This window comes from Colwellia sp. (genome assembly GCF_013214175.1).
Taxonomy (GTDB): domain Bacteria; phylum Pseudomonadota; class Gammaproteobacteria; order Enterobacterales; family Alteromonadaceae; genus Colwellia.
Window position 1 is genome coordinate 98070 of the sequence record NZ_JABSPA010000002.1, and the last position, 22491, is coordinate 120560.

A 22491-nucleotide genomic window follows, 5' to 3' on the forward strand; every position below is an offset into this window, starting at 1 on the left:
ATTTAAAAACTACCCGCAACAAACCTTATCTTTAAGCAAAGCTTAACTAAAGCCGAATTTGATTTAGCTTAGTTAGTTTATTTGAGCTTAGTTGCGACATTTTATTGTTAAATTAAGAGATTATTATGAAATTTTTCTCGGTAAAATCTGCTGGCGTAGCGTTATTCATTAGCTACTCGGCAACTATGTCGGTAAGTTGTTTGGCTTTTGCACAAACAACTTTATCAAGTGATTGGCTTGATCGACAAATCAATAAACATCCTGATATTGTCTCAGCGCGTGAACTGATGAATGCTGAATTCTCAAAAGCACAGGGCAGTAAGTTACCACTTTATAACCCTGAATTGTCTACCGGTTATGAGCGAGAAGGTGATGGCAATAACTTTAATATTGGTATTAGCCAAACCATTGATTTGTGGGATAAGCAGGCCGTTAATGTTGCCATTGGCGATAAAATATTAACCGTAGCTAGTAATCAATTTACTTACGCAGTAGCACAAAAAAAAGCCCAAGCATTAACAGCATTGATTAACTGGCAACTTGCCACGGACAAATCGGTACTTGCGTTTGAGCAGGAACAACAATTAGATATTCTGCTAAAAATTGTTACTAAAAGGCAGCAGGCTGGCGATCTTGGTCCGGTTGATGCTGAGCTGACGTTCTTGAATTTGTCGCAACTACTCAATAAAACTGCGCAAATACAAGCACAGTTAACCCAAGCTCAAGCGGATGTTAATGAACTACTGCCTGACTGGCGCCCTGATACTCAGGTGTATCCAGAGAAGGGCTTGGGAGTTACAAACTTTCAAGTAGTTGAGCAGTGGTTAACACAGCATCCGCAAGTATTAGCGGCGCAAGCGCTATGGCAAGTACAAAAAAACATTGCTCAATATGCCATGCTTGAAACCAAAGCAGATCCTACTATTGGTCTTAGTGCCGGAAAAAATGCTGACGATAATATAGTCGGCATCACCTTTTCTATGCCATTAAATATTCGTAATGACTACCAAGCCAATGCCAAGGCCAAAAATCAGCAAGCTATCGCCGCAGAAGCGAGTTTTCGTGCGGTTATGCGCAAACAAAAGTATCTGATACAGGCAAGTACCGCGTCATTAATTTCTAATAAAAAATATCTTGGCCGTTGGCAAAAGTTAATGCAAGGGCGTGGTGAAAGCAGTGCGCAATTATTGCAAAAACAATGGCAATTAGGTGATTTAAATACCTCTGATTATTTATTGGCGTTACAACAAAGAGCGGAAGGTTTATACGCGGGCATTGAATTACAAGCCCAGTTCAAATTAAGCGAAGTGCAATGGTTACTGAATGTCGGCCAATTAAATGTCGCCACTAAGCTATTAAACTAAAACCGTTATCTCATCTTATATAACTACCATTAGCGTAGGTATAAGTTGTCAAAGAATTTGGAATCAAAAATGAAAAATATATTAACTGATAAAGTATCTAAAAAAATAAAACTCATTACCCTGAGTAGTCTATTTACCGGCTTAGCTGTGGCATCGACCACAGTGTTAGCTTACAAGGATGTTGTGCTAGAAAACGCGCTGTCGGGTGCGCAAGCGATAGTGGTACAAGCTGAACATGTTCATGAAGTAGCAGAAGAAGCGGGTCATGATCATGCCAACGAGAATAAAAAAGACGAGCACGACCAAGAAGCTAAAGTTAATGATAGTCACGGCCATACGAACGAAGGTACTAGCGAAATTACAAACGAAAATGGCAGTAAAAGTGCTAGTGAAGAAGAGCATGAAGAAGGTATAAGCTTTAGCCCTGAAAAAATGGCCTTAGCCAATATCAAAGTCTCTACTTTAACCGCCAAAATTTTCGCTAAAAGTGTTTATGCTCCCGGAGAAATAAAAGCCAACGGTTACACCAGCTATATTGTCTCGCCACGTACCGAGTCGGTAGTTATAAGCCGTCACGCCATTTTGGGTGAACATGTCGAAAAAGGCCAAGCTTTGGTGACTTTATTTAGTGAATCGATGGCAGAAGCGCAAGCAGAGTACCGTGTTGCTTATAGTGAGTGGCAGCGAACTAAAAAACTAGGTCTTGGCACTGTCAGTGAAAGCCGTTTATTAGCAAGTGAAACCGCTTATATTACTGCTTACGGTCGATTAACTGCATTTGGCTTAACCAAAGCGGCTATTAAAGAAATTGTTAAAAATAACTCATCAAATCTGGGTGAGTATACCTTAGTAGCTAAACGAGCTGGCGCGGTATTAAGTGATGATTTTTCCCAAGGGCAACGAGTTGCACCGGGCGATAAAATAATGGTCTTGGCCAATGAAGAAAATTTATGGGTAGAAGCGCGAGTTTCACCTAATAAGAAACTGAACTTACCCGTAGGCACCATAGCCAAGGTTGAGTTTGCTGGCCAAGTACATTTCGCTAAAGTGATTCAAGAAGCACACACCATAGACCCAATTACCCGTACCCGAATTGTGCGCCTGTCCGTTGATAATAAAGATGACACTTTACACTCCGGCATGTTCGTTAATGTTAATTTTCAGTTTGATACCCAAACCCCGGTAATCGCGGTGCCAGAAACGGCATTAATGCGTGGTGCAGATGGTGATTGGACTGTATTTGTTGAAGATCATCCTGGTGAGTTTAAAGCTGTTGAAGTTGAACTCGGTCAGCCCTTAGGTCATTACCGTCAAATTATCGGTATTGCCCCTAATACGCGAGTGGTGACCAAAGGTGCATTCTTTGTTGCTTCAGAAATAGCAAAAGGCGGATTTGATCCGCACGGCCACTAGGTAAGGAATGAAATTATGTTTAATAAAATGATTGATTGGTCGATCAATAATCGACTATTGGTAGTTATCGCACTGATCGCCACTATGGCGGCAGCTGTTATGGTGATCCCCAAGTTAAATTTAGATGCTTTTCCTGACGTAACCAATGTTCAGGTAGCGATAAATACCGAAGCACCTGGCTTAGCAGCAGAAGAAGTTGAGCAGTTAATAACTTATCCTATTGAAGCTGTAATGTATGCACTGCCTGATGTAGAGCAAGTACGTTCAATTTCAAAAACAGGTTTGTCGGGCGTTACCGTAGTATTTAAAGAAGGTACCGACATCTATTTTGCTCGCCAACTGGTTTTTGAACGTTTACAAGCGGCGAAAGAATTAATTCCTCAAGGTGTAGGTACACCAGCAATGGGACCTAATACCTCGGGTTTGGGTCAAATTTTTCAGTATCTGTTAATTGCTGACAAAGATTCTGGTTATGATTCAATGACCTTAAGAAGTTTAAATGACTGGATAGTGAAGTTATTGGTAATGCCGGTTGATGGTGTTACCGATGTCTTGTCTTTTGGCGGCAACGTTAGACAGTATCAGGTCAATATTGAACCCAGTAAGTTATTGTCATATCAGTTAACCCAAGACGATATTGTTGCGGCACTTGAGAACAATAATGCTAATGTTGGTGGTTGGTACATGAACCGCGGGCAAGAGCAATTAGTGATTCGTGGTACCGGTTGGTTTAATAGTGGCGAAGCAGGTTTAGACGATATTAGACAAGTACCAGTGAAAACCGTTGCTGGTACTGTGGTTACTATTGACGATGTCGCTAAAGTTTCACTGGGTAGTGAAATTCGCCAAGGCGCGGTTACTATGACGCGCAGAGATGCAGAAGGCAATATTGAAAACTTAGGTGAAGTGGTTACCGGCATAGTGCTAAAACGTATGGGGGCAAATACCAAAGCCACTATTGATGGTATTAGTGCACGTATTCCTATGATCAATCAAGCGTTGCCTGAAGGTGTGCGTTTTGAGCCGTTTTATGATCAAGCGGACTTAATTACTCAAGCAGTTGATACTGTGGTTGAAGCCTTAGCCTTAGCGTTTATTTTCATTGCCATAGTGTTGGCACTGTTTTTAATGAACTTGCGCGCCACGTTTTTAGTACTCATTTCAATTCCTATTTCTATCGCTATTGCCTTAATGGTGATGTCTTGGATAGGTTTATCGGCTAACTTAATGTCGTTAGGTGGTATTGCGGTTGCTATTGGTATGTTGGTTGATGGCTCAGTAGTGATGGTTGAAAATATGGTTAAACATCTTAATAGACCTGATGCCACTCATTACAAAAATGCCCAAGCAAGAAATCCAGATACAGATGTTGACCCACATAACGTAGAAAGTGATGAAGCTGGTATCCCTTTACGATTAAAAGAAGCCGGTAAAGAAGTCGCCCGTCCGGTATTCTTTGCTGCTTCCATCATTTTAGTGGTATTTATGCCGCTGTTTAGTTTTGAAGGTGTTGAAGCTAAACTGTTTCAACCTATGGCTATCAGTATTATTTTAGCGGTTATTTCGGCTATTTTAGTGGCATTATTTGTAGTACCGGCTTTAGCGACTTATATGTTTAACAAAGGCGTTAAAGAAAAAGAAAGCTTTGTCTTAAAGCCATTAAACAAGCTTTATCGCAAAGGGCTAAAAGCGGCAATGAAACACACAAAAGTAGTGATTGCTGCTTCCGTTTTATTGTTTATTGGTGCCGCTGCTTTAGTACCACAAATTGGTACTGAGTTTGTGCCTGAGCTCGAAGAAGGCACTATTAACCTAAGAGCGACTTTGGCGCCTTCATCAAGTTTGGAAACTGCCTTGTCGGTGGCACCCATTCTTGAAGCAATGTTAATGGAATTCCCTGAAGTAGAATACACCCTAAGCCGCATTGGCCGTGCTGAAATTGGTGGCGATCCTGAGCCAGTCAATAACATTGAGATATATATTGGCTTAAAACCCGTCTCCGAGTGGAGCAGTGCGAGTAATCGCTTTGAGTTACAGGGGTTAATGGAAGAGAAACTTGAACAGTTTCCAGGCTTATTACTTAACTTTTCACAGCCGATTGCTACACGTGTTGATGAATTACTTTCTGGGGTTAAAGCACAACTTGCTATTAAGTTGTTTGGTCCTGAGTTAGATGTTCTGGCGAGTAAAGGTCAAGAAATTGAAGCCGTCATTAAGAAAATTGCAGGCGCTAGAGATGTAGCCTTAGAGCAAATAGCTGGTGAAGCACAACTAGTAATTAAACCGAAAAGACAACAGCTATCACGATATGGCTTATCGGTTGGCGATGTCATGGCCGTGGTTAAAGATGGCATTGGCGGCGTTAGTGCTGGCCAAATAATCAATGGTAATGAACGATACGATATTTATGTGCGTTTTGAAGAAAAGTATCGTGATAACCAAGAGGCTATTGCTGACCTGAGAATACAATCACCTACCGGTGCTTGGGTACGTTTAGGCGATATTGCTACCGTTAGTTTTGAGTCTGGTCCGCCACAAGTACGCCGTGATGATGTGCAAAGACGTGTCGTTATTCAGGCTAATGTACAAGGCCGAGACATGGGCAGTGTGGTTAACGACATTCGCAAAGCTATTGATGACAAAGTGGACTTGCCCGCAGGTTACTCTGTGGTTATTGGTGGTCAGTTTGAAAACCAACAACGAGCACAGCAACGTCTTGCTGTAGTAGTGCCGTTATCACTGGCGCTAATTGCTTTACTACTTTACTTTGCTTTTGGCTCTGTCGGTCAAGCGATGCTTATTTTAGTTAACGTGCCTTTGGCGGTTATTGGCGGTATTTTCTCGCTCTATATTTCAGGGCAATATTTGTCAGTGCCAAGTTCGGTCGGTTTTATCACCTTATTTGGTGTCGCCGTACTTAATGGTGTGGTGATGGTAGAAAGCATTAATCAACTGGTTAAGGATGGTATTGACACATCAAAAGCGGTTTTTGATGGCGCGGTATCACGTTTACGTCCAGTGTTGATGACGGCTATTACTTCTGCATTAGGTTTGATCCCAATGTTAATGTCAAATGGTGTTGGTGCTGAAATTCAACGACCATTGGCCAGTGTTATTGTTGGCGGCTTAGTGACAGCAACGTTATTAACTTTATTTGTTTTGCCGGTATTGTATCCAAGGTTTTCTAAAACAAAAATTGCCCAACTAACGCGTTAGTAAAATATTTGACCCTGCTATCCCAAGAGGCAGAATGCAGTTGGAATTTAAAACTCGCATTTTGCCGTGTCATGGGGATAAAAATTCCTGTTAAAATTTAGCAGGAATTTTGTTTTTTAAAATAAAAACTATCATAAATATTTTTATTTAACTGGTGGATCTGTTGCTAGCTATTGTCCTTACTCGCTTATGTTTTTTTGTTCTTTAAAAGTGTAACTACTCTGTAAAAAAAGTTTAAAAATGCGCTGGTAATCACGCCAAATTCTGATAATCTCTTACCTCGTTATTTTCATCAGGTGCTTTTTTGTACAACTTGAAAGTAACTTGATAATAAAATTATCCACATATTTTAAAAATAAGAACATTGTCTATTAGAAGTCTTTAGCACTTCGTTTTTTTACAATTAAATCAAAGGACTATATTTATCAAGCCAGATTTTCCATTTGAAAATCCTTGGCTGTTTTTCGTACTTGATCACAAGGTTATCCACAAGAGGATCCATGATCCAAGCAATTAAGCACACTGATAAAGTGGAGCCTACTTGCACTTTGTGGCATGCTTAGCCACCTTTAGCTTATTTTACTCGCTTCGCGTATTTCTTATGACAACTTCTGCAACCTCACCTGATGCTAATAACACGCAATCACCCTTGATCTTAGTTGATGGATCTTCGTATTTATTTCGAGCCTATCACGTGCCATATTTGCAAGCACTTTCAACCGCAGATGGCCAACCAACAGGTGCCATCACCGGTGTATTGAATATGCTACGTAGTTTGAAAAAAGACTACCCAAATGGCAATATTATCGCTATTTTTGATGCAAAAGGTAAAACCTTTCGCAATGATATGTATCCAGAATACAAAGCAAATCGTCCACCAATGCCGGATGATCTACGTACACAAATAGCGCCATTGCATGAAATTATTACTGCTATGGGTTTACCCTTATTAGTCATCCCTGGCGTAGAGGCCGATGACGTTATTGGTACTTTGGCAAAACAAGCCGATGAACTCGGTATAGAAACCGTTATTTCAACGGGCGATAAAGATATGGCGCAGTTAGTTACTAAACATGTGCGTTTAATTAATACCATGACTGATGTAGAAATGGATGTTGCCGGCGTTAGTGAAAAATTTGGTGTTCGCCCCGATCAAATCATCGACTATCTTGCCTTAATGGGCGATAAAGTTGATAACATTCCTGGTGTAGTAAAGTGTGGTCCAAAAACTGCCGTTAAATGGTTAGCAGAGCATGGCACCATGGCTGAAGTTATTGCTAATGCTGATAAAGTAAAAGGAAAAATAGGCGAGTACCTACGTGATGCGCTAGTGCAGCTACCTTTGTCATATAAATTAGCCACTATTAAATGTGATGTTGAACTAGATCAAACCGCAGGACAATTAGCTGCCAGTGAAGCCGATGTCGAAGCACTTACTAAGCTTTATCAAAAATTTGAATTAAAACGCTTATTAGCTGATTTAGCTAAAGGTGTCGATGAAGCAAGTACTAAATCAAGTAAATCGACAAGCTCAACAGGCGAGCAAGCTGCGGAAATCGAAGCCGTGACGGTTACAGAAAGTGAATACGATATCATTTTAGATAAGGCCTTATTTAGCCAGTGGCTGGAGAAGTTACAAGGGTGTGATGCCTTCGCCTTTGATACTGAAACAACCAGTGTTGATTATATGAAAGCTGAAATAGTCGGCGTATCTTTTGCAGTGGAAGTAGGTAAAGCGGCTTATGTACCATTAACTCACGATTATGAAGATGCTCCCGAGCAGCTTGATAAAGACTGGGTATTAGCGCAGTTAAAACCGTTACTAGAAAGTAAAACAATTAAAAAAATTGGTCAAAACCTTAAATATGATGCCAATGTATTAAGCCATTATGATATCGCTTTGCAAGGTATCGAATTTGATACCATGATCGAGTCATATTGCTACAACAGTGTTGCTACTCGCCATAATATGGATGCGCTAGCACTGAAATACCTTGATTATAAAACGGTAAAATTTGAAGATATTGCTGGTAAAGGTGCTAAGCAGCTTACTTTCAATCAAATTGAGCTGGAAAAGGCTGGTCATTATGCCGCAGAAGATGCTGATATCACTTTGCGTTTACATAAAGCTATTTTCCCAGCGTTAGAAAAGTCAACGTCGCAGCTCAGTGTTTTTAATGAAATTGAGATGCCTTTATTACCTGTACTGGCCCGTATGGAGCAAACAGGGGTATTGATTGACAGTGATATTTTAGCCGATCAAAGCCAGACCCTAGGTCAGCGCTTAGCCGAGCTGGAAATTGAAGCGCATAACTTAGCCGGTAAAAGCTTTAACTTGGCTTCACCGAAGCAATTGCAGCAAATTCTTTTTGAAGATCTAAAAATCCCGGTCATCAAAAAGACACCCAAAGGTGCACCATCTACTGCAGAAGATGTCTTGCAAGAGCTAGCACTTGATTACCCATTACCTAAAGTTATTTTAGAGAATAGAGGTTTAAGTAAATTAAAGTCGACTTATACTGATAAGTTACCGTTAATGGTGAGTGAAAAAACCGGGCGTTTACATACTTCGTATCATCAGGCAGTTACGGCAACGGGGCGTTTATCTTCGACCGATCCAAACTTACAAAACATCCCAATTCGCAGTGAGCAAGGTCGCAAAATTCGCCAAGCCTTTATAGCGCCAAAAGATCATAAAATAGTGGCAATAGATTACTCACAAATTGAATTACGCATCATGGCGCACTTGTCCGATGATAAAGGTTTAGTTACTGCTTTTAGCGAAGGTAAAGATATCCATAGAGCAACAGCAGCAGAAATTTTTGCTGTTGAACTTGATGAAGTAACCACTGATCAACGCCGAAGTGCCAAAGCCATTAACTTTGGTTTGATTTATGGTATGTCAGCCTTTGGTTTATCCAAGCAATTAAATATTGGCCGTAAACAAGCACAAGAGTATCAAGATAAATACTTCCAGCGTTATCCCGGTGTATTAACTTATATGGAAGATACTCGCATAAAAGCGAGTGAGCAGGGCTATGTTGAAACCTTGTATGGCCGCCGATTATATTTACCTGACATTAATGCTAAAAATGGCATGCGCAAAAAAGCGGCCGAGCGTGCTGCAATCAATGCGCCTATGCAAGGTACTGCTGCCGATATCATTAAAAAGGCCATGTTAGCGGTAGATTCATGGTTGTTAGAGCAAAACGATGAGCGTATTAAAATGACCATGCAGGTGCACGATGAATTGATTTTTGAAATTCATCAAGACATTGTCGAAGAAACTACGCAGAAGTTGGTTGAATTGATGAATGATGCAGTAGAGCTGAAGGTGCCATTAATTGCTGAAGCAGGCATAGGTGATAACTGGGATGAAGCGCACTAAGCTAAGTGAAGTTAGCTTAAATTAGCTGAGTAAGTTTTACCTGAATAAACTATAACGTATCAAAAGTAAGGCAGTTATCTATCTGAATTAGATAACTGCCTTTTTATTGCGGGTATTAAAATCCGTTTAGAAATCTAAAGTACAACCACTTCCCACCTTGATAAACCTATCGGTTTCACCACTTTGTTGAAACTCTAATAACGCTAAATTAACGTCATCGAGTAACTGAGACCATTGTTGATATTTATTGCTGATAGCAAAATATAAATGGTTGTATTTTAACGCAGGCTGTACTATTTCTATGTTATTGAGCAGTGCTTGTTTATTGCGATTTGATAAGTTGGAGTAATTGACACTATAGGTAAACACTTTAGGATCGCCAATGATTAAGTCGACTCTTTTAGCGACCAGTAGCTTTACTAATTGTAATTCATCTACCGCTTCAATAACGGCAAATTGTTTTGAATCCATCATGGCATCAAACTCAGGGGTATTTTGATAGCCGCGAACAACACCAATTATCTTACCTTTTAAATTCCTCAAATTTTCTTGTAAATCAAACGGGTAACCTAGCCTTTTCAATAAAGATAACTCACCGCCAGAAAACTTATTTGACAGCACTAGTAGTTCACTGCGTTTTTTACCTGGCACAGCATCTGATGGTGCGGAACTTTCAATAAAATACTCTGGGAAGAGTATGTCCATTTTACCCTGCTCCACTAACATCACAGATCTTGCCCAAGGGTAAAAGTGGATATTTACTTGGTAACCTTTACTGACGAGTACTGCGACGGCAAATTGGAAAACCCAACCTTTATTGCAGAGCTCTTCACTAATATAAGGCGGCCAATTTAAGCTGGCTAGGTTAATGACTTTATTGGATCTTTCGTTAAAGCGATAACCTTGAGCTGTTTGTTTTCCTTGAATGGTATGTTGTTGGCCTTCGCTGAAATAAGTAACCGTTAACTGTTCGTTTTGACTATCGCTTAGAGCTTCGACTTGAACTTTAGCTTGTGCGACTTGGCTTAAGCCTAAATTCAAACTAATGATGAGGATAAGGCTGAAAGTAATGCCTTGAATAGCAGGTAAAAGTAAAGCTAACGGACCTGTATGTACATTAGCTTTTATCGAGGAGAAGCTTTGATCTTGTGTCGTTGAGAAATAGAATAACATCAGCTAAAATCCCATTACTTAGGTGTGCTACTTCTAACTGTAGCTGTTCATCACGATTATTTCATGGTGAATAATCGTCTGTTTAGTAGAGCGGCAAAACACTGCCCCATTTTTCTATTTAAATAAGAAACGCGTAACAAACCATAGCGACAATACTTGATACTATAACGCTCAAAATAAACCCTTCTTTAACCATATCTTGAATTTCAATTTCGCCGGTACCATAGGCAATAGCATTAGGAGCTGTTGCTACAGGCAGCATAAACGCACAACTAGCGGCCATCGCTGCGGGTATCATAAGTATCTCAGGGTTGAGTCCCGATGATATAGCTGCAACAGCTAATATAGGCATTAGTAACGTTGCCGTGGCAGTATTACTGGTTATCTCTGTTAAATAGGTAACCACCAAACAAATAGTCAATATCATCAGCATTGGCGGTAGGCTAGATAATGATGTTAACCATTCACCAAGAATGGTACTAAGACCAGAAGCTGTAAAACCTTTTGCTATGGCAATACCACCGGCGAACAACAACAGCATACCCCACGGAATTGAATTGGCTGTCTTCCAGTCAAGTAATCTGCCGCCTTTGCCATTGGGCACAACAAACATAATAACTACGGCTAGCAGCGCTACTGTGCTATCACCGGCAATCTTTATATCCAGCAATGAACTCCAGCCACCAAAGGGTTCACCCCTTGTAATCCAAGCTAGAGCGGTTAAACCAAATACCCATAAGGTACGCTTTTCCTCAGGTCGCCATTTACCCAACTCAGGTAAAGTTAGCTCATGTTCAAGTTTTACTTTACGTGTTAACCATAGCGCCATGATTGGTAAAGATATAAGTACCACAGGTACACCGATTTTCATCCACGCAAAGAAGCCAAATTCTTTACCTGTGTGCTCTTCATAGATAGCCGCGAAGATTATGTTAGGGGGAGTTCCAATCAAAGTGCCTAGTCCACCAACACTAGCTGCATAAGCGATACCTAATATCAGAGCAACCTTTAATCTTCTATTATCTACATGGCTCAGTATTGCTAAAGCCATTGGTAACATGATTAAAGTAGTCGCCGTATTTGATATCCACATACTCAATATGCCGGCAGCCAGCATAAAGCCTAGTACCAATCTTCTACCGCTAGAGACACCGACAAGTCGTACCATGTAAACAGCCAGCCTTTCATGGGCGCCACTCTTCTCTAAGGCTTTTGAAAGCATGAATGCTCCCATCAGCAATAGAATTACATGGCTACCTAATGAGGACGCCACGGTTTTGTGATCAACAATGCCAAACAAGGGCAACAAAGCAAAAGGTACTAATGAGGTTGCCGGAATTGGGATAGCTTCAGTGATCCACCATATTACCGTTAGTAGCGTAATTGCTGCGGCTATGGCAGGTTTATCAGCTAAACCAAAGTAACCTAGTAATAAATAAAAGCCAAAGGCAATAGCTGGCCCAAGTGGGATAAAGTGCTGACGGGTTAATTTCATAATGATTACAAACTCTATTATTAGTAGCACTCAGTTAACGGTGCTTTTATTATTTGTTTATTTAAAAATAAATTTTTGCTTATCCTGCTGGCGCTAGTGAACAGCTAATATCACTTGGTGACGCGGCAAGTACTTCTACTTTACCGATAATGAGACGATTGGCTGCAAGCTGATCATCACTTAGTAGCACCTGTTGAATACTACGGCTACGCTCTTGGGCTAAATTGACCAACATATTATTATCAATCACTACTTTTGCTAATAATACTGCTTCAACTTGCTCTATTTTCCAACTGAGTAAAGCATCGACTGCCATGTTTGGCGCTTCGCTAAAGTTATACCTTTGACCATAGCTTTGGCTATAGGCATTTTCTAATGCAGCTAAGCGTTGGCTATTACTTAGCTCTACAGCATTTGGATTAATAGTTTGTTTGAATATTTGCTGTTTTAGCGCTTCGCTATCTTGCGGATGATAACAGCCAGTAATTTCTAGTTGTAATTCAGGTCTTTGCATTAGTGCTTGTTTTAGCGAGTTTAAACGTTCCATCATTGCTTCATCAGGAGTTGGACTGCCAGCAATAAACTCAATAGTGCCCAAATCTTCGTCACTATCAACTAGACCAGCAAGTAAGCTGAATGGTGAAGTAACGGCTTTAATAATCAGATTACCTAAGGTACCCCAAACCAGTTTTCCATAACTAAAATCAGGATCACTAAGGTTACCACTTATTGGCATATCAATATGAATTTCATCTTTACTGTCTTTTAATAAACTCACCGCAAGACCAATTGGTAAGCTGGTTGCCTCTTCACTTTCGACTTCTTCACCTAAGTGGAATTTATCGATAAAAATAGTATTGTCGGCAGTAAGCTCTTGATCTTCAATTAAGTAATTTATATTAAGGTTTAGCTTACCTTTATCAATCTCGCGGCCAACATAAGTGCCAGAGAAAGGAGTAAAGTCGCTCATTTGCACATCATTTAATAGCAAGTTGAAATTGGTATACAAGGTCTCAGATAATAAATTCACACTACCGGTTAATTTAAGCGGGGCAAATTTATTTATCTTACCTTGTAAATCAATGGTTGCTCGGCTATTCACTTTACTTGAAAGGCCCTTAATTGTTGCTTGTAAAGGCTCAATACGCATTTTATAACGCGGACTTACCGAATAGTCGGTATAAACCACGGCAGAGGAATTCAGCTGAAAATGTTTAAGGTTAATTACCGCGGCATTACCTGCTTCAGCAGCTTCGTGGCGTTGCTCCATACGTTCTTTACGAATGCTAGCAACATTCATAACACCTTGTTCATTACGCTGAGCATTAAGCCACAACTTATCAATAGTGACCTTGTCTATGTCTATGGTGTTTTCTGGCTGAACAATATTAATGCCTTGAACTGAAACTTTATTAATACGTATATAATCTTCATCTTTGTCTGTAACTCGGGTACGCCAGTTATTTAATGCCATATCGCCAGTGATACGGAATTTTTCCGGGCTGGCAGCCATTGATATATTGGCGGCAAGCGCTTCGGCATAATTAATATGTAATTTTGCATCAAAATTACCGGCAATCAGCTCTGAAATAATAAATTGATGCATATAAGGCTCAATGCTAAGCAATGGAACAGTTTCGGCGTTAAAGTCGAGTTCGGCTGTTAGCGGATATAAGGACAGCTTTCCATTGGCGGAAATATTACCAGTTTGTTCAACAACCGCTGAAAAGTCTAAGGGGAACATAGCCTCTGCTTGTAAGTTGAACTTAGCTAAGTTCATATTAATAGCCGTTAAATGTACCTGAGTTGCTACATCTGTGGTGTTATCGGTTAGTTTCAATTGGTTGTTTACTAGGCTTATTTTATCAATAGCTAGTTGCATTTTTTGTGGTGCAGTGGTTTTACTTTCTGGTTTAGCGCCTTTTTCATTAGGGCTTTCTTCGTTAGGGCTTGGCGGTAACATTTGTAGTAAGTTCAGCTCCCCGCTTTTACTGCGAATGACATTTATTAAGCTGTCAGTAAGCACAATTTCTTCTAGTGTTACTTGGTTTTCTGGTAATGAATAATTAAGACCATTGATAGCAAGGCTATTTAATTGCACATCATCAATATTGGCGGCTTTTTGTTTAATAAATAAATCAGTAAACAACAGGTTAGTATTCTTGATCTTAAGTATCATCTCTGGTTGAGAGAGATCTACGGTATATTCGGCACTGATATTTAATTCACCTGAGCTGAGTGCCGTTGGCAGGTCCTCTTGAAAATATTGGTACAGTGTTGGCAGATCAATACCGTCTATTTTAATTTTACCGGAAGAGCGTAATGGTAAAATAGTGACATGACCTTGCCATTCAAGGCTAGAACCAATAACACCACCGGCAGAGGTTGCTTTTAGCTTATAGGGACTATTTAACTCTCGTTGCGTGGTGAAGTTATCCAGTTCAATAGTTAATGGGCCAACGTTGGCATCAAATGGCTCTTGTTTAGCATGGTCGGTAAAGCGTAAATTTAATTGCTCAATATTTAAACGCGAGATTAGGATCTCTGGAATAGCATTTTCTTCCGCACTCCCTTCAGCATTTTCTTTAGTTTTTGTGCTGCTTTGTGAACCAATAAGCTCATCAAAGTTACTACTGTTATCTTGGTATATCTGGTAGTGCAAGTGCGGGGCTTCTAGGGTGAATTCATCAAAAGTCCATAACCAACGAAATAGTGAGGACATTTGGAAATTGACAAATAAGCGCTTAAATCCGGTAAAATCGTCACCATTTTTATCGAGTATTTTTAATTGTTTAACTTCAAGGGATAAGTAAAAGGGGTTGATATCAATATCTGCCACTTGCATGGTATATGAAGAGTTTTCACTGACTATGGCCGGAAGTTTTTCTTTGAGTAAATAAGGCGTCAGTAAACCTAACAGCAAGGCATAAAGAGCAATGGTGCTGAGCGCTATTAAGGTTATTTTTAATAACTTCTTATTGTTTTGTATAAACGTATTAAATAACATTATTTACCTTATCTATTCCATTGTTATTTATGGTAATTCATATGTTTTCTCAATACTACCCTATTTTGCTTAAATGCAATTTTTGCTGACTTATTGTGATCAGGAGGGCGCGACAGTATTATTAATTACTGTCGTTGGCTAAGTATTAACTAAGAGGTTAGTTAAGGCTTAATTAAGTATAAGTTAGCTATTAGTTAAGTTTTAGTTAGGCGTTGGAGTATTGTTCTTTATTACCTAACCAACGTTGAATTAATGCTTGCGCACATTCAGGGTGCTGGCGCGATAATAAATACGCCTGTTGCCGTATTTCAGGGATTAGGTAACCATCTCGTACCAGATCGGCAATTTTAAGATCGGCTAAACCGGTTTGTCTGGTACCTAACAACTCTCCGGGACCACGGATTTCCAAGTCTTTTTCTGCGATAACAAAACCGTCATTACTTTCACGTAATACTTTTAAGCGTTTAACGGCGGTTTTTGATAGTGGTGCTTTATACATTAATACACAAAAAGAGGCGACAGAGCCTCGACCGACACGACCACGTAATTGGTGCAGTTGTGCTAAGCCTAAACGCTCTGGGTTCTCAATGACCATTAAGCTGGAATTAGGCACATCAACGCCTACTTCTATTACTGTAGTAGCGATAAGCAAGTGAAGATCGCCGGCTTTAAAAGCATCCATCACTTGTTGTTTTTCAACCGCTTTCATCCGCCCATGTACTAAGCCAATTTTTAATTCCGGCAGTTGTGCTGCTAATAAAAGCGCAGTTGCTTCGGCGGCTTGGCACTGTAATACTTCCGACTCTTCAATTAAGGTACATACCCAATAAGCTTGCCTGCCATCATTAACACAGCCTTGGCGAATACGTTCAATAACATCCCCGCGGCGTGAATCGGGTAATGCCACGGTGTTTATTGGTGTGCGACCTGGAGGTAATTCATCAATAATAGAGGCATCTAAATCCGCATAGGCGGTCATCGATAAAGTACGAGGAATAGGTGTTGCCGTCATGATCAGTTGGTGTGGATACTTGTTATCAAAGACACCTTTTTCCCTCAGGGTCAGGCGTTGATGAACACCAAATTTATGTTGCTCATCAATAATAACCAGTACCAAATTTTTAAATATCACATCGGCTTGAAATAGCGCATGGGTGCCAATAACCATTTGCATTTCACCACTGGCTATTTTCTCAAGGGCTTCTCTTTTCGCTTTTACTTTAGTTTTGCCAGCCAACCAACCGACACTAATATCTAGCGGGGTAAACCAGTTGGCAAAGTTAATCGCGTGTTGTTCGGCAAGAATTTCCGTCGGTGCCATTAAGGCAACTTGATAACCCTCACTAATGGCCGTTAAGGCGGCAAGCGCAGCCACTAAGGTTTTACCTGAGCCGACATCACCTTGAACCAAGCGCATCATAGGCTGACTTTTAGCCAGGTCAGTTTTTATTTCATCAACCACACGAGTTTGCGCATTGGTTGGCGTAAATGGCAATGCTTTGAGGAATTTTTGATTAACTTTTTCATCACCCAACAAAGGTAACGCATCATGCACATCACTATTTTGTCTGAGCTTAAGCATGCTCAGGTTGTGAGCAAGTAACTCTTCTTTAATTAATCGTTGCTGTGCTGGATGACGGCCTTGCTCTAATTGCTCAATAGAAACATCGGGCGGTGGGCGGTGAATAATGGCTAAGGCATCACTGAGCGTGTATTGCTCATTAAAAATATTGCTTGGCAGTAATTCTTCTACTTGGCCGCGCTGCAAGCGAATTAAAGATTGTTCGGTTAAGCTGCGTAGTGAAACTTGTCTTAAGCCATCGGTACTGGGATAAACCGGTGTTAAGGTCTCTTCTACAGAGGTTAATGCTCTATCGTCATCAAGGGTTTTGTACTCAGGATGAACTATTTGATAACCACGAGGGCCGCGTTTTACTTCACCATAACAGCGAATGTTGTTACCAATGGCTAAGCTATTTTTTTGACTGGCGGAAAAGCTGAAAAAACACAGTTGAATACTGCCAGTGCCATCATGGAGAGTAACCACCATCATGCGTCGTTTACCGTGGGTGATCTGGTTATCGGTAATTTCACCAATAATATTGGTTGAGGTACCCACTAATAATTCGCGCACTGTGCTGACACGGGTTTTATCTTCATAACGCAGTGGTAAATGAAAGAGCATGTCTTGCACAGACAGCAAGCCTATTTTCTCAAGTTTTTCAGCTAGACTAGGCCCGACACCCTTAAGAGTGCTTAGCGGAATTTTCGATAGCTTAGTGAGCGCTTCCAGTGCCATTGTTAGTACTTAGTCATCAATGTGTTGCCAAGCTTTTTTGTTCATTTGCATTTTTTTCCACCATTTTTCATCAGCAACAATTTGACCTGCTTCATCAATTTCAGGATAAGGCAAACCTTTACGCTGACAAGCCTCGGCAAAGATAGGATGACCACCTTCAAATAAAGTACGTTGACGACGTTCATGGCTCAAGCGCGGTTGATCATACATACCGGCTAATTGACGCTGGCGCTGTGCTTCGTATAAAACCACCGAACAAGCAACCGAAACATTGAGTGATTGAACCATGCCAACCATAGGAATAACAATGTGGTGGTCAGCTAGTTCAAGAGCTTCTTTTGAGGTACCAAACTTCTCTTGTCCCAAAATAATGGCGGTGGGCTTGGTATAATCAATTTCAGTAAAATTAACCGCAGTATCAGACAAGTTGGTGACTAATACCTGCATGCCCTGTGCTTTTAACACGGCAATTGCATCAGCTGTTTTGTGATAGTTATGCACGTCAATCCAATTTTGGCTGCCGGCGGCGCTACCACCACGTACTTCCGCCTCTTCACTCTTCCATACGGCATGAACATCACTAATACCAATGGCATCACAAGTACGTACTACGGCGGCTAAATTATGGCTTTTATGCAGGCCTTCCATACACACTGTTAAGTCTGGCTGGCGTTTATCTAACATGGTATTAATGCGTGCTAATCTTTCTGGAGTCATTGTGGTTTATTCTGTAAAGGTAAAAAGTCTAATATGTTAGTGTTAAGTGTTGCTGCACGAACAAGCAAGACGCGTAAACATAGCCAATATGTTAAATGAATGAAATTTAGGCAAAGCCATCAAGCTGTGAGTTCATGGAGCTTATGTCTATAAGTGACTTGAACGAACAGCGCAGACAATGCCGAATAAATCTCTTTCATGACACATATTTTAATTGACGCTAGGAAGTTCCATTATCCCGTCAATTTCGATGGCCACATCTTTAGGTAATCTAGATACTTGTACCGCAGCTCTTGCTGGGTAAGGCTGGCTAAAGTAACGACTCATAATTTCGTTAACCGTAGCAAAATTGCTTAAATCGGTTAAGAAGATATTTACTTTTACCATATTGTTAATTTCACCACCGGCTGCATCACAAACGGCAACTAGGTTTTTAAATACTTGCTCTGCTTGTGCAGCAAAGTCACCTTCAACAACTTGCATAGTTTCAGCAATAAGAGGAATTTGTCCTGATAAGTAAACCGTATTATTTACTTTTACCGCTTGGCTATAAGTACCAATGGCACTTGGTGCTTTGTCTGTACTGATAATACTTTTCATAATACGTCCTGTTTAAACTGTTTTATTTAGCATACCACTAAATAGTTATGTAATTTGTTAGTTTACTAATGAGCAATAACCGCTGTGGTTATTTATTACGGATAACCCGTTGCACATCAATCATCACTTTAATCTTGCGAATAATATCAGCTAAATGAATACGGTCACGACAGGTGATTTCCATGTCTATTACGTATAAACCTGCTTCTTTTTCACCTGAGTTTAAGCTATGCACATTAGAGCTACATCGAGCGATAACATTAGTTAATAATGCTAAGGCACCTTGATGGTTAATTATTTCAACTCTAAGCTTAGCAATAAATTCTTTATCGATATCATTGTCCCATTTTACTGGGAACAAGCTGCCTTGGTCATGACCTTTGATATTGCGGCAACCTTGCTGATGTACCATCAAGCCTTTACCTGGGCTTAAGTAAGCTACAATGCCATCGCCAGGGATAGGGCGACAACATTTACCGTAATTGACTAACATGCCTTCGGTGCCTCTTATCGGCATTTTAGCTTTAGTACTGTTAGGATCTAGTTCGGTATCTTCGGTAAAACCATCGGTTAGCTGACGAGCAATACCGATACTGAGGGCATTGCCTAAACCTATATTAGTCAGTAATTCATCAAAGGTCTTATTGCCACTTTGTTGCACTACTTCATCAATTTTTTCTTGTGCTAAATCTTTAAGCTTGGTTTTACCCAAGGCGTGACTTAATAAACGAATGCCTAACGCATGGGATTCGTCTTTTTCACAACTTCTTAAGTAAGTTCTGATTTGTAAGCGTGCTTTAGCAGTAACAACAAAGTTTAACCAAGTCGCATTAGGTCTGGCTGCCTTAGAAGTAATTACTTCAATGGTTTGCCCTGAATCTATTGGTTGGCTCATTGGGTAAGGTTTACGATCTACCTTAACACCAACACAAGAGTTGCCAACATCAGTGTGCACTGCATAAGCAAAATCGATTGCCGTGGCACCCATTGGTAGCTCAATAATGCGGCCATCAGGGGTGAAAACATAAATCTCTTCAGGAAATAAGTCAGACTTAACGTTTTCAATAAACTCAAAAGAACTACCGGCACTTTGTTGCAGTTCAAGTAGGCTTTGCATCCAACGACGCGCTTTCATTTGCGCTGTTGTGCCGGTGTTCTCACCGTCTTGTTTGTAAAGCCAATGCGCGGCAACACCTTTATCCGCCATTTGATCCATATCATGGGTACGGATCTGAATTTCTACCGGAATACCATGAGGACCAATTAACGAAGTATGCAGCGATTGGTAACCATTAGTTTTAGGAATGGCGATGTAATCTTTAAAGCGTGATTCAATGGGTTTGAACAGGTTATGCATGGCACCTAAAGCACGGTAGCAGTTGTCAATTTTCTCATTAACGATTACACGGAAAGCATAAATGTCCATGACTTCATTGAACATTAATTCTTTATTAAGCATTTTTTTATAAATTGAATAGAGATGTTTTTCTCTACCGACAATTTGTGCATCAATGCCGCTTTCGGCTAAACGTGCGGCAATTTCTTTCTCAATGTTATCAACAATAGCTTTACGATTACCGCGGGCACTTTTTACTGCAGATTTTAAAGCACGTGAACGCATAGGATAAAGCGCTTCAAAGCCTAAAAGCTCTAATTCATTTTTTATATCATGAATACCCAAACGGTTCGCTATTGGCGCATAAATCTCTAAGGTTTCACGGGCAATGCGACGGCGCTTATCCGGTCGTAAAGAGCCAAGGGTACGCATATTATGTGTACGGTCGGCAAGTTTAATTAAAATAACACGAATGTCTTGCACCATGGCAAGTACCATTTTACGGAAGTTTTCCGCTTGCATTTCTTCTTTGTTATTAAACTTTAACTTATCGAGTTTACTAACCCCTTCAACGAGTTCAGCTACGGTATGACCGAACAATTCAGCTAATTCATCTTTGGTTACTTCGGTATCTTCAATAACATCGTGTAATAAAGCCGCCATGAGTGTTTCATGGTCTAAGTGCATTTGGGCTAAATTAATCGCTACGGCAACCGGATGAGTAATATAAGGATCACCACTTGAGCGCATTTGACCATCATGGGCATCACGCGCAACTATATAAGCGTGTTTAAGCAGGTCAACTTGTACTTTTGATAGGTAGGTAGAGCTAAGTTCTTTTAACGGTTCAAATAGGTACACCTAATACTCCAAATTAAGGGGGAACATGGGGGTAATTCGAGTATATACCCTACTATAGCCAGCATACGCGGCAATACGCTCTGTTTACAAGGAAAATCATACCAGTTTCATTAAGTTTATGAGCTTGTTGTGGGTAGGAAAAATAAATCAGGGCAAGGCACTCGATTGACCAATAGCTGGCTATTGGGATTGAGAGTAACGTAGTCATGGAGTATTTTAGCCAACACAAGTGGGCAGTCACTTAGTGAAATAGGTATCAAAGTCTAACTAATAAATAAGCAATAAAAAAACGCGTAACCTATTTTCTGACATAAGCAGAATGAGGTACGCGTTTTTAAGTGCTTAAAACTAAGTCCTTCTCTAAATAGAAGGAGTTAACTCTAGCTTAATTCGTCTTGTTGACCACCAACAATCGCTGCAACTGCATCTAATTCAGCAGTATCTTGCTGGATTTGCTGTGCACGATCAGAAGTGTTCATAATATCTGTAGTAATTAAGCCTGCTTCGATTTCACGCAAAGCAATTACCGTTGGTTTGTCGTTTTCGACTTCAACCAATGGCTCTTTTCCGCCCGTTGCAATTTGACGAGCACGACGTGATGCAACTAGCACCAAATCAAAACGATTACCGACTTTTTCTACGGCATCTTCAACAGTTACGCGAGCCATCTGGTCACTCCAACTAATAAACGAACTTATAAAATAGCTGCGTAGTTTACTGCCCACTCATTAATTAAGCAAGTAATACCATGTGTATTAAGCCGCGCAACCGAGGAAATATTTTTTATCTTACTTATTCAGCCGATTCAGTCGCTGCATTGTTCAGCAGATTACTAAATAATTCTTGCTGAGCAATGCTCTGTTGACGACATTTAAGGCGCTGATTATTTACAATAGTGATTAGATCAAGCAGGGCTTGGTCGAAGTCATCATTAACGATAATGTAATCAAATTCATTATAATGAGAACATTCAGCTTGCGCCTGTTCCATACGACTGGCGATTACTTCTTCACTGTCTTGACCACGACCACGTAAGCGACTTTCTAGCTCTTCTTTAGAAGGAGGGCTAATAAAAATAGTGGTTACACTAGGTTTCTTCATACGAACTTGTTGAGCGCCTTGCCAATCAATATCAAGGAATACATCAATACCTTGGGCAAGTTGTGCATCGATTGCCGCTGCAGAGGTACCGTAATAGTTACCAAAGACTTCGGCATACTCATAGAAGGCATTGTTACTTATTTGTTTTTTGAACTCTTCAACGCTAACAAAGTGGTAATGTTCAGCATTATTTTCACCAGGACGAGCATCTCGAGTGGTATGAGAAACCGATACCTGCATAGCTCTAGCGGATGCTTGGTTATCTTGCTTTAGTAAAGCATTGATTAGGCTTGATTTCCCTGCACCACTTGGCGCAGAAAGAATAAATAAATTACCGGGAACAGTCACAGGGTTTTCCTTTAAAACAAACTTGAATCACATATGAGTAGTACTAAATTGAGTGATTAGTTACTCCATTTAGTTATAAATTTTTGCCAATAAAAAAGGCTGAGACATATTTTACTCTATTAGAATAAAAAAAGCTCAGCCAGATTTTATTTATACTTACTATCTGTGATTTA

At 40.3% G+C, this 22491-nt stretch carries 13 protein-coding genes; 4 read left to right on the forward strand and 9 right to left on the reverse strand.

The window, feature by feature from the left end:
- The first annotated feature begins 125 nt into the window (after window positions 1-125).
- From HRT55_RS03610 to polA, 4 genes are all read left to right on the forward strand, one after another.
- Window positions 126-1364, forward strand: a complete 1239-nt coding sequence (locus HRT55_RS03610) for a TolC family protein (protein WP_291618977.1) — start codon at window positions 126-128, stop codon at window positions 1362-1364.
- A gap of 69 nt (window positions 1365-1433) precedes the next feature.
- A complete protein-coding gene (locus HRT55_RS03615; RefSeq protein WP_291618978.1) occupies window positions 1434-2777 on the forward strand; it encodes an efflux RND transporter periplasmic adaptor subunit in 1344 nt (447 codons plus the stop codon).
- A gap of 15 nt (window positions 2778-2792) precedes the next feature.
- Window positions 2793-5993 (forward strand): CusA/CzcA family heavy metal efflux RND transporter, encoded by a 3201-nt coding sequence (locus HRT55_RS03620; protein WP_291618980.1) that lies wholly within the window; start codon window positions 2793-2795, stop codon window positions 5991-5993.
- 601 nt (window positions 5994-6594) lie between these two features.
- Window positions 6595-9381 (forward strand): DNA polymerase I, encoded by a 2787-nt coding sequence (polA, locus tag HRT55_RS03625; RefSeq protein ID WP_291618982.1) that lies wholly within the window; start codon window positions 6595-6597, stop codon window positions 9379-9381.
- 126 nt (window positions 9382-9507) lie between these two features.
- On the opposite strand, the gene HRT55_RS03630 is transcribed toward polA, so the two are convergent.
- The 9 genes from HRT55_RS03630 to gmk all read right to left on the reverse strand — a co-directional run bounded on the left by HRT55_RS03630 (window position 9508) and on the right by gmk (window position 22318).
- Window positions 9508-10554: an ABC transporter substrate-binding protein gene (locus tag HRT55_RS03630; protein WP_291618984.1), complete on the reverse strand. Its 1047-nt coding sequence runs from the start codon at window positions 10552-10554 to the stop codon at window positions 9508-9510.
- A 118-nt stretch (window positions 10555-10672) separates the two neighbouring features.
- Complete coding sequence (locus HRT55_RS03635; RefSeq protein WP_291618986.1) at window positions 10673-12049, reverse strand: SLC13 family permease; 1377 nt, start codon at window positions 12047-12049, stop codon at window positions 10673-10675.
- Between the two features lie 79 nt (window positions 12050-12128).
- Complete coding sequence (locus HRT55_RS03640; protein WP_291618988.1) at window positions 12129-15056, reverse strand: DUF748 domain-containing protein; 2928 nt, start codon at window positions 15054-15056, stop codon at window positions 12129-12131.
- A 205-nt stretch (window positions 15057-15261) separates the two neighbouring features.
- Window positions 15262-17355, reverse strand: coding sequence for an ATP-dependent DNA helicase RecG (gene recG / locus HRT55_RS03645; RefSeq protein WP_291618990.1), 2094 nt, complete (start codon window positions 17353-17355; stop codon window positions 15262-15264).
- A gap of 9 nt (window positions 17356-17364) precedes the next feature.
- On the reverse strand, window positions 17365-18072 hold the full coding sequence (gene trmH, locus HRT55_RS03650; protein WP_291618992.1) for a tRNA (guanosine(18)-2'-O)-methyltransferase TrmH: 708 nt from the start codon (window positions 18070-18072) through the stop codon (window positions 17365-17367).
- 210 nt (window positions 18073-18282) lie between these two features.
- Window positions 18283-18675, reverse strand: a complete 393-nt coding sequence (locus tag HRT55_RS03655; RefSeq protein ID WP_291611200.1) for a RidA family protein — start codon at window positions 18673-18675, stop codon at window positions 18283-18285.
- Between the two features lie 85 nt (window positions 18676-18760).
- Complete coding sequence (gene spoT, locus HRT55_RS03660) at window positions 18761-20869, reverse strand: bifunctional GTP diphosphokinase/guanosine-3',5'-bis pyrophosphate 3'-pyrophosphohydrolase (RefSeq protein WP_291618994.1); 2109 nt, start codon at window positions 20867-20869, stop codon at window positions 18761-18763.
- 380 nt (window positions 20870-21249) lie between these two features.
- A complete protein-coding gene (rpoZ, locus tag HRT55_RS03665) occupies window positions 21250-21537 on the reverse strand; it encodes a DNA-directed RNA polymerase subunit omega (RefSeq protein WP_291611172.1) in 288 nt (95 codons plus the stop codon).
- Between the two features lie 124 nt (window positions 21538-21661).
- The gene (gmk, locus tag HRT55_RS03670) at window positions 21662-22318 is read right to left on the reverse strand and encodes a guanylate kinase (protein WP_291618996.1); all 657 of its coding nucleotides are present in this window, start codon (window positions 22316-22318) and stop codon (window positions 21662-21664) included.
- Between the last annotated feature and the right edge of the window lie 173 nt (window positions 22319-22491).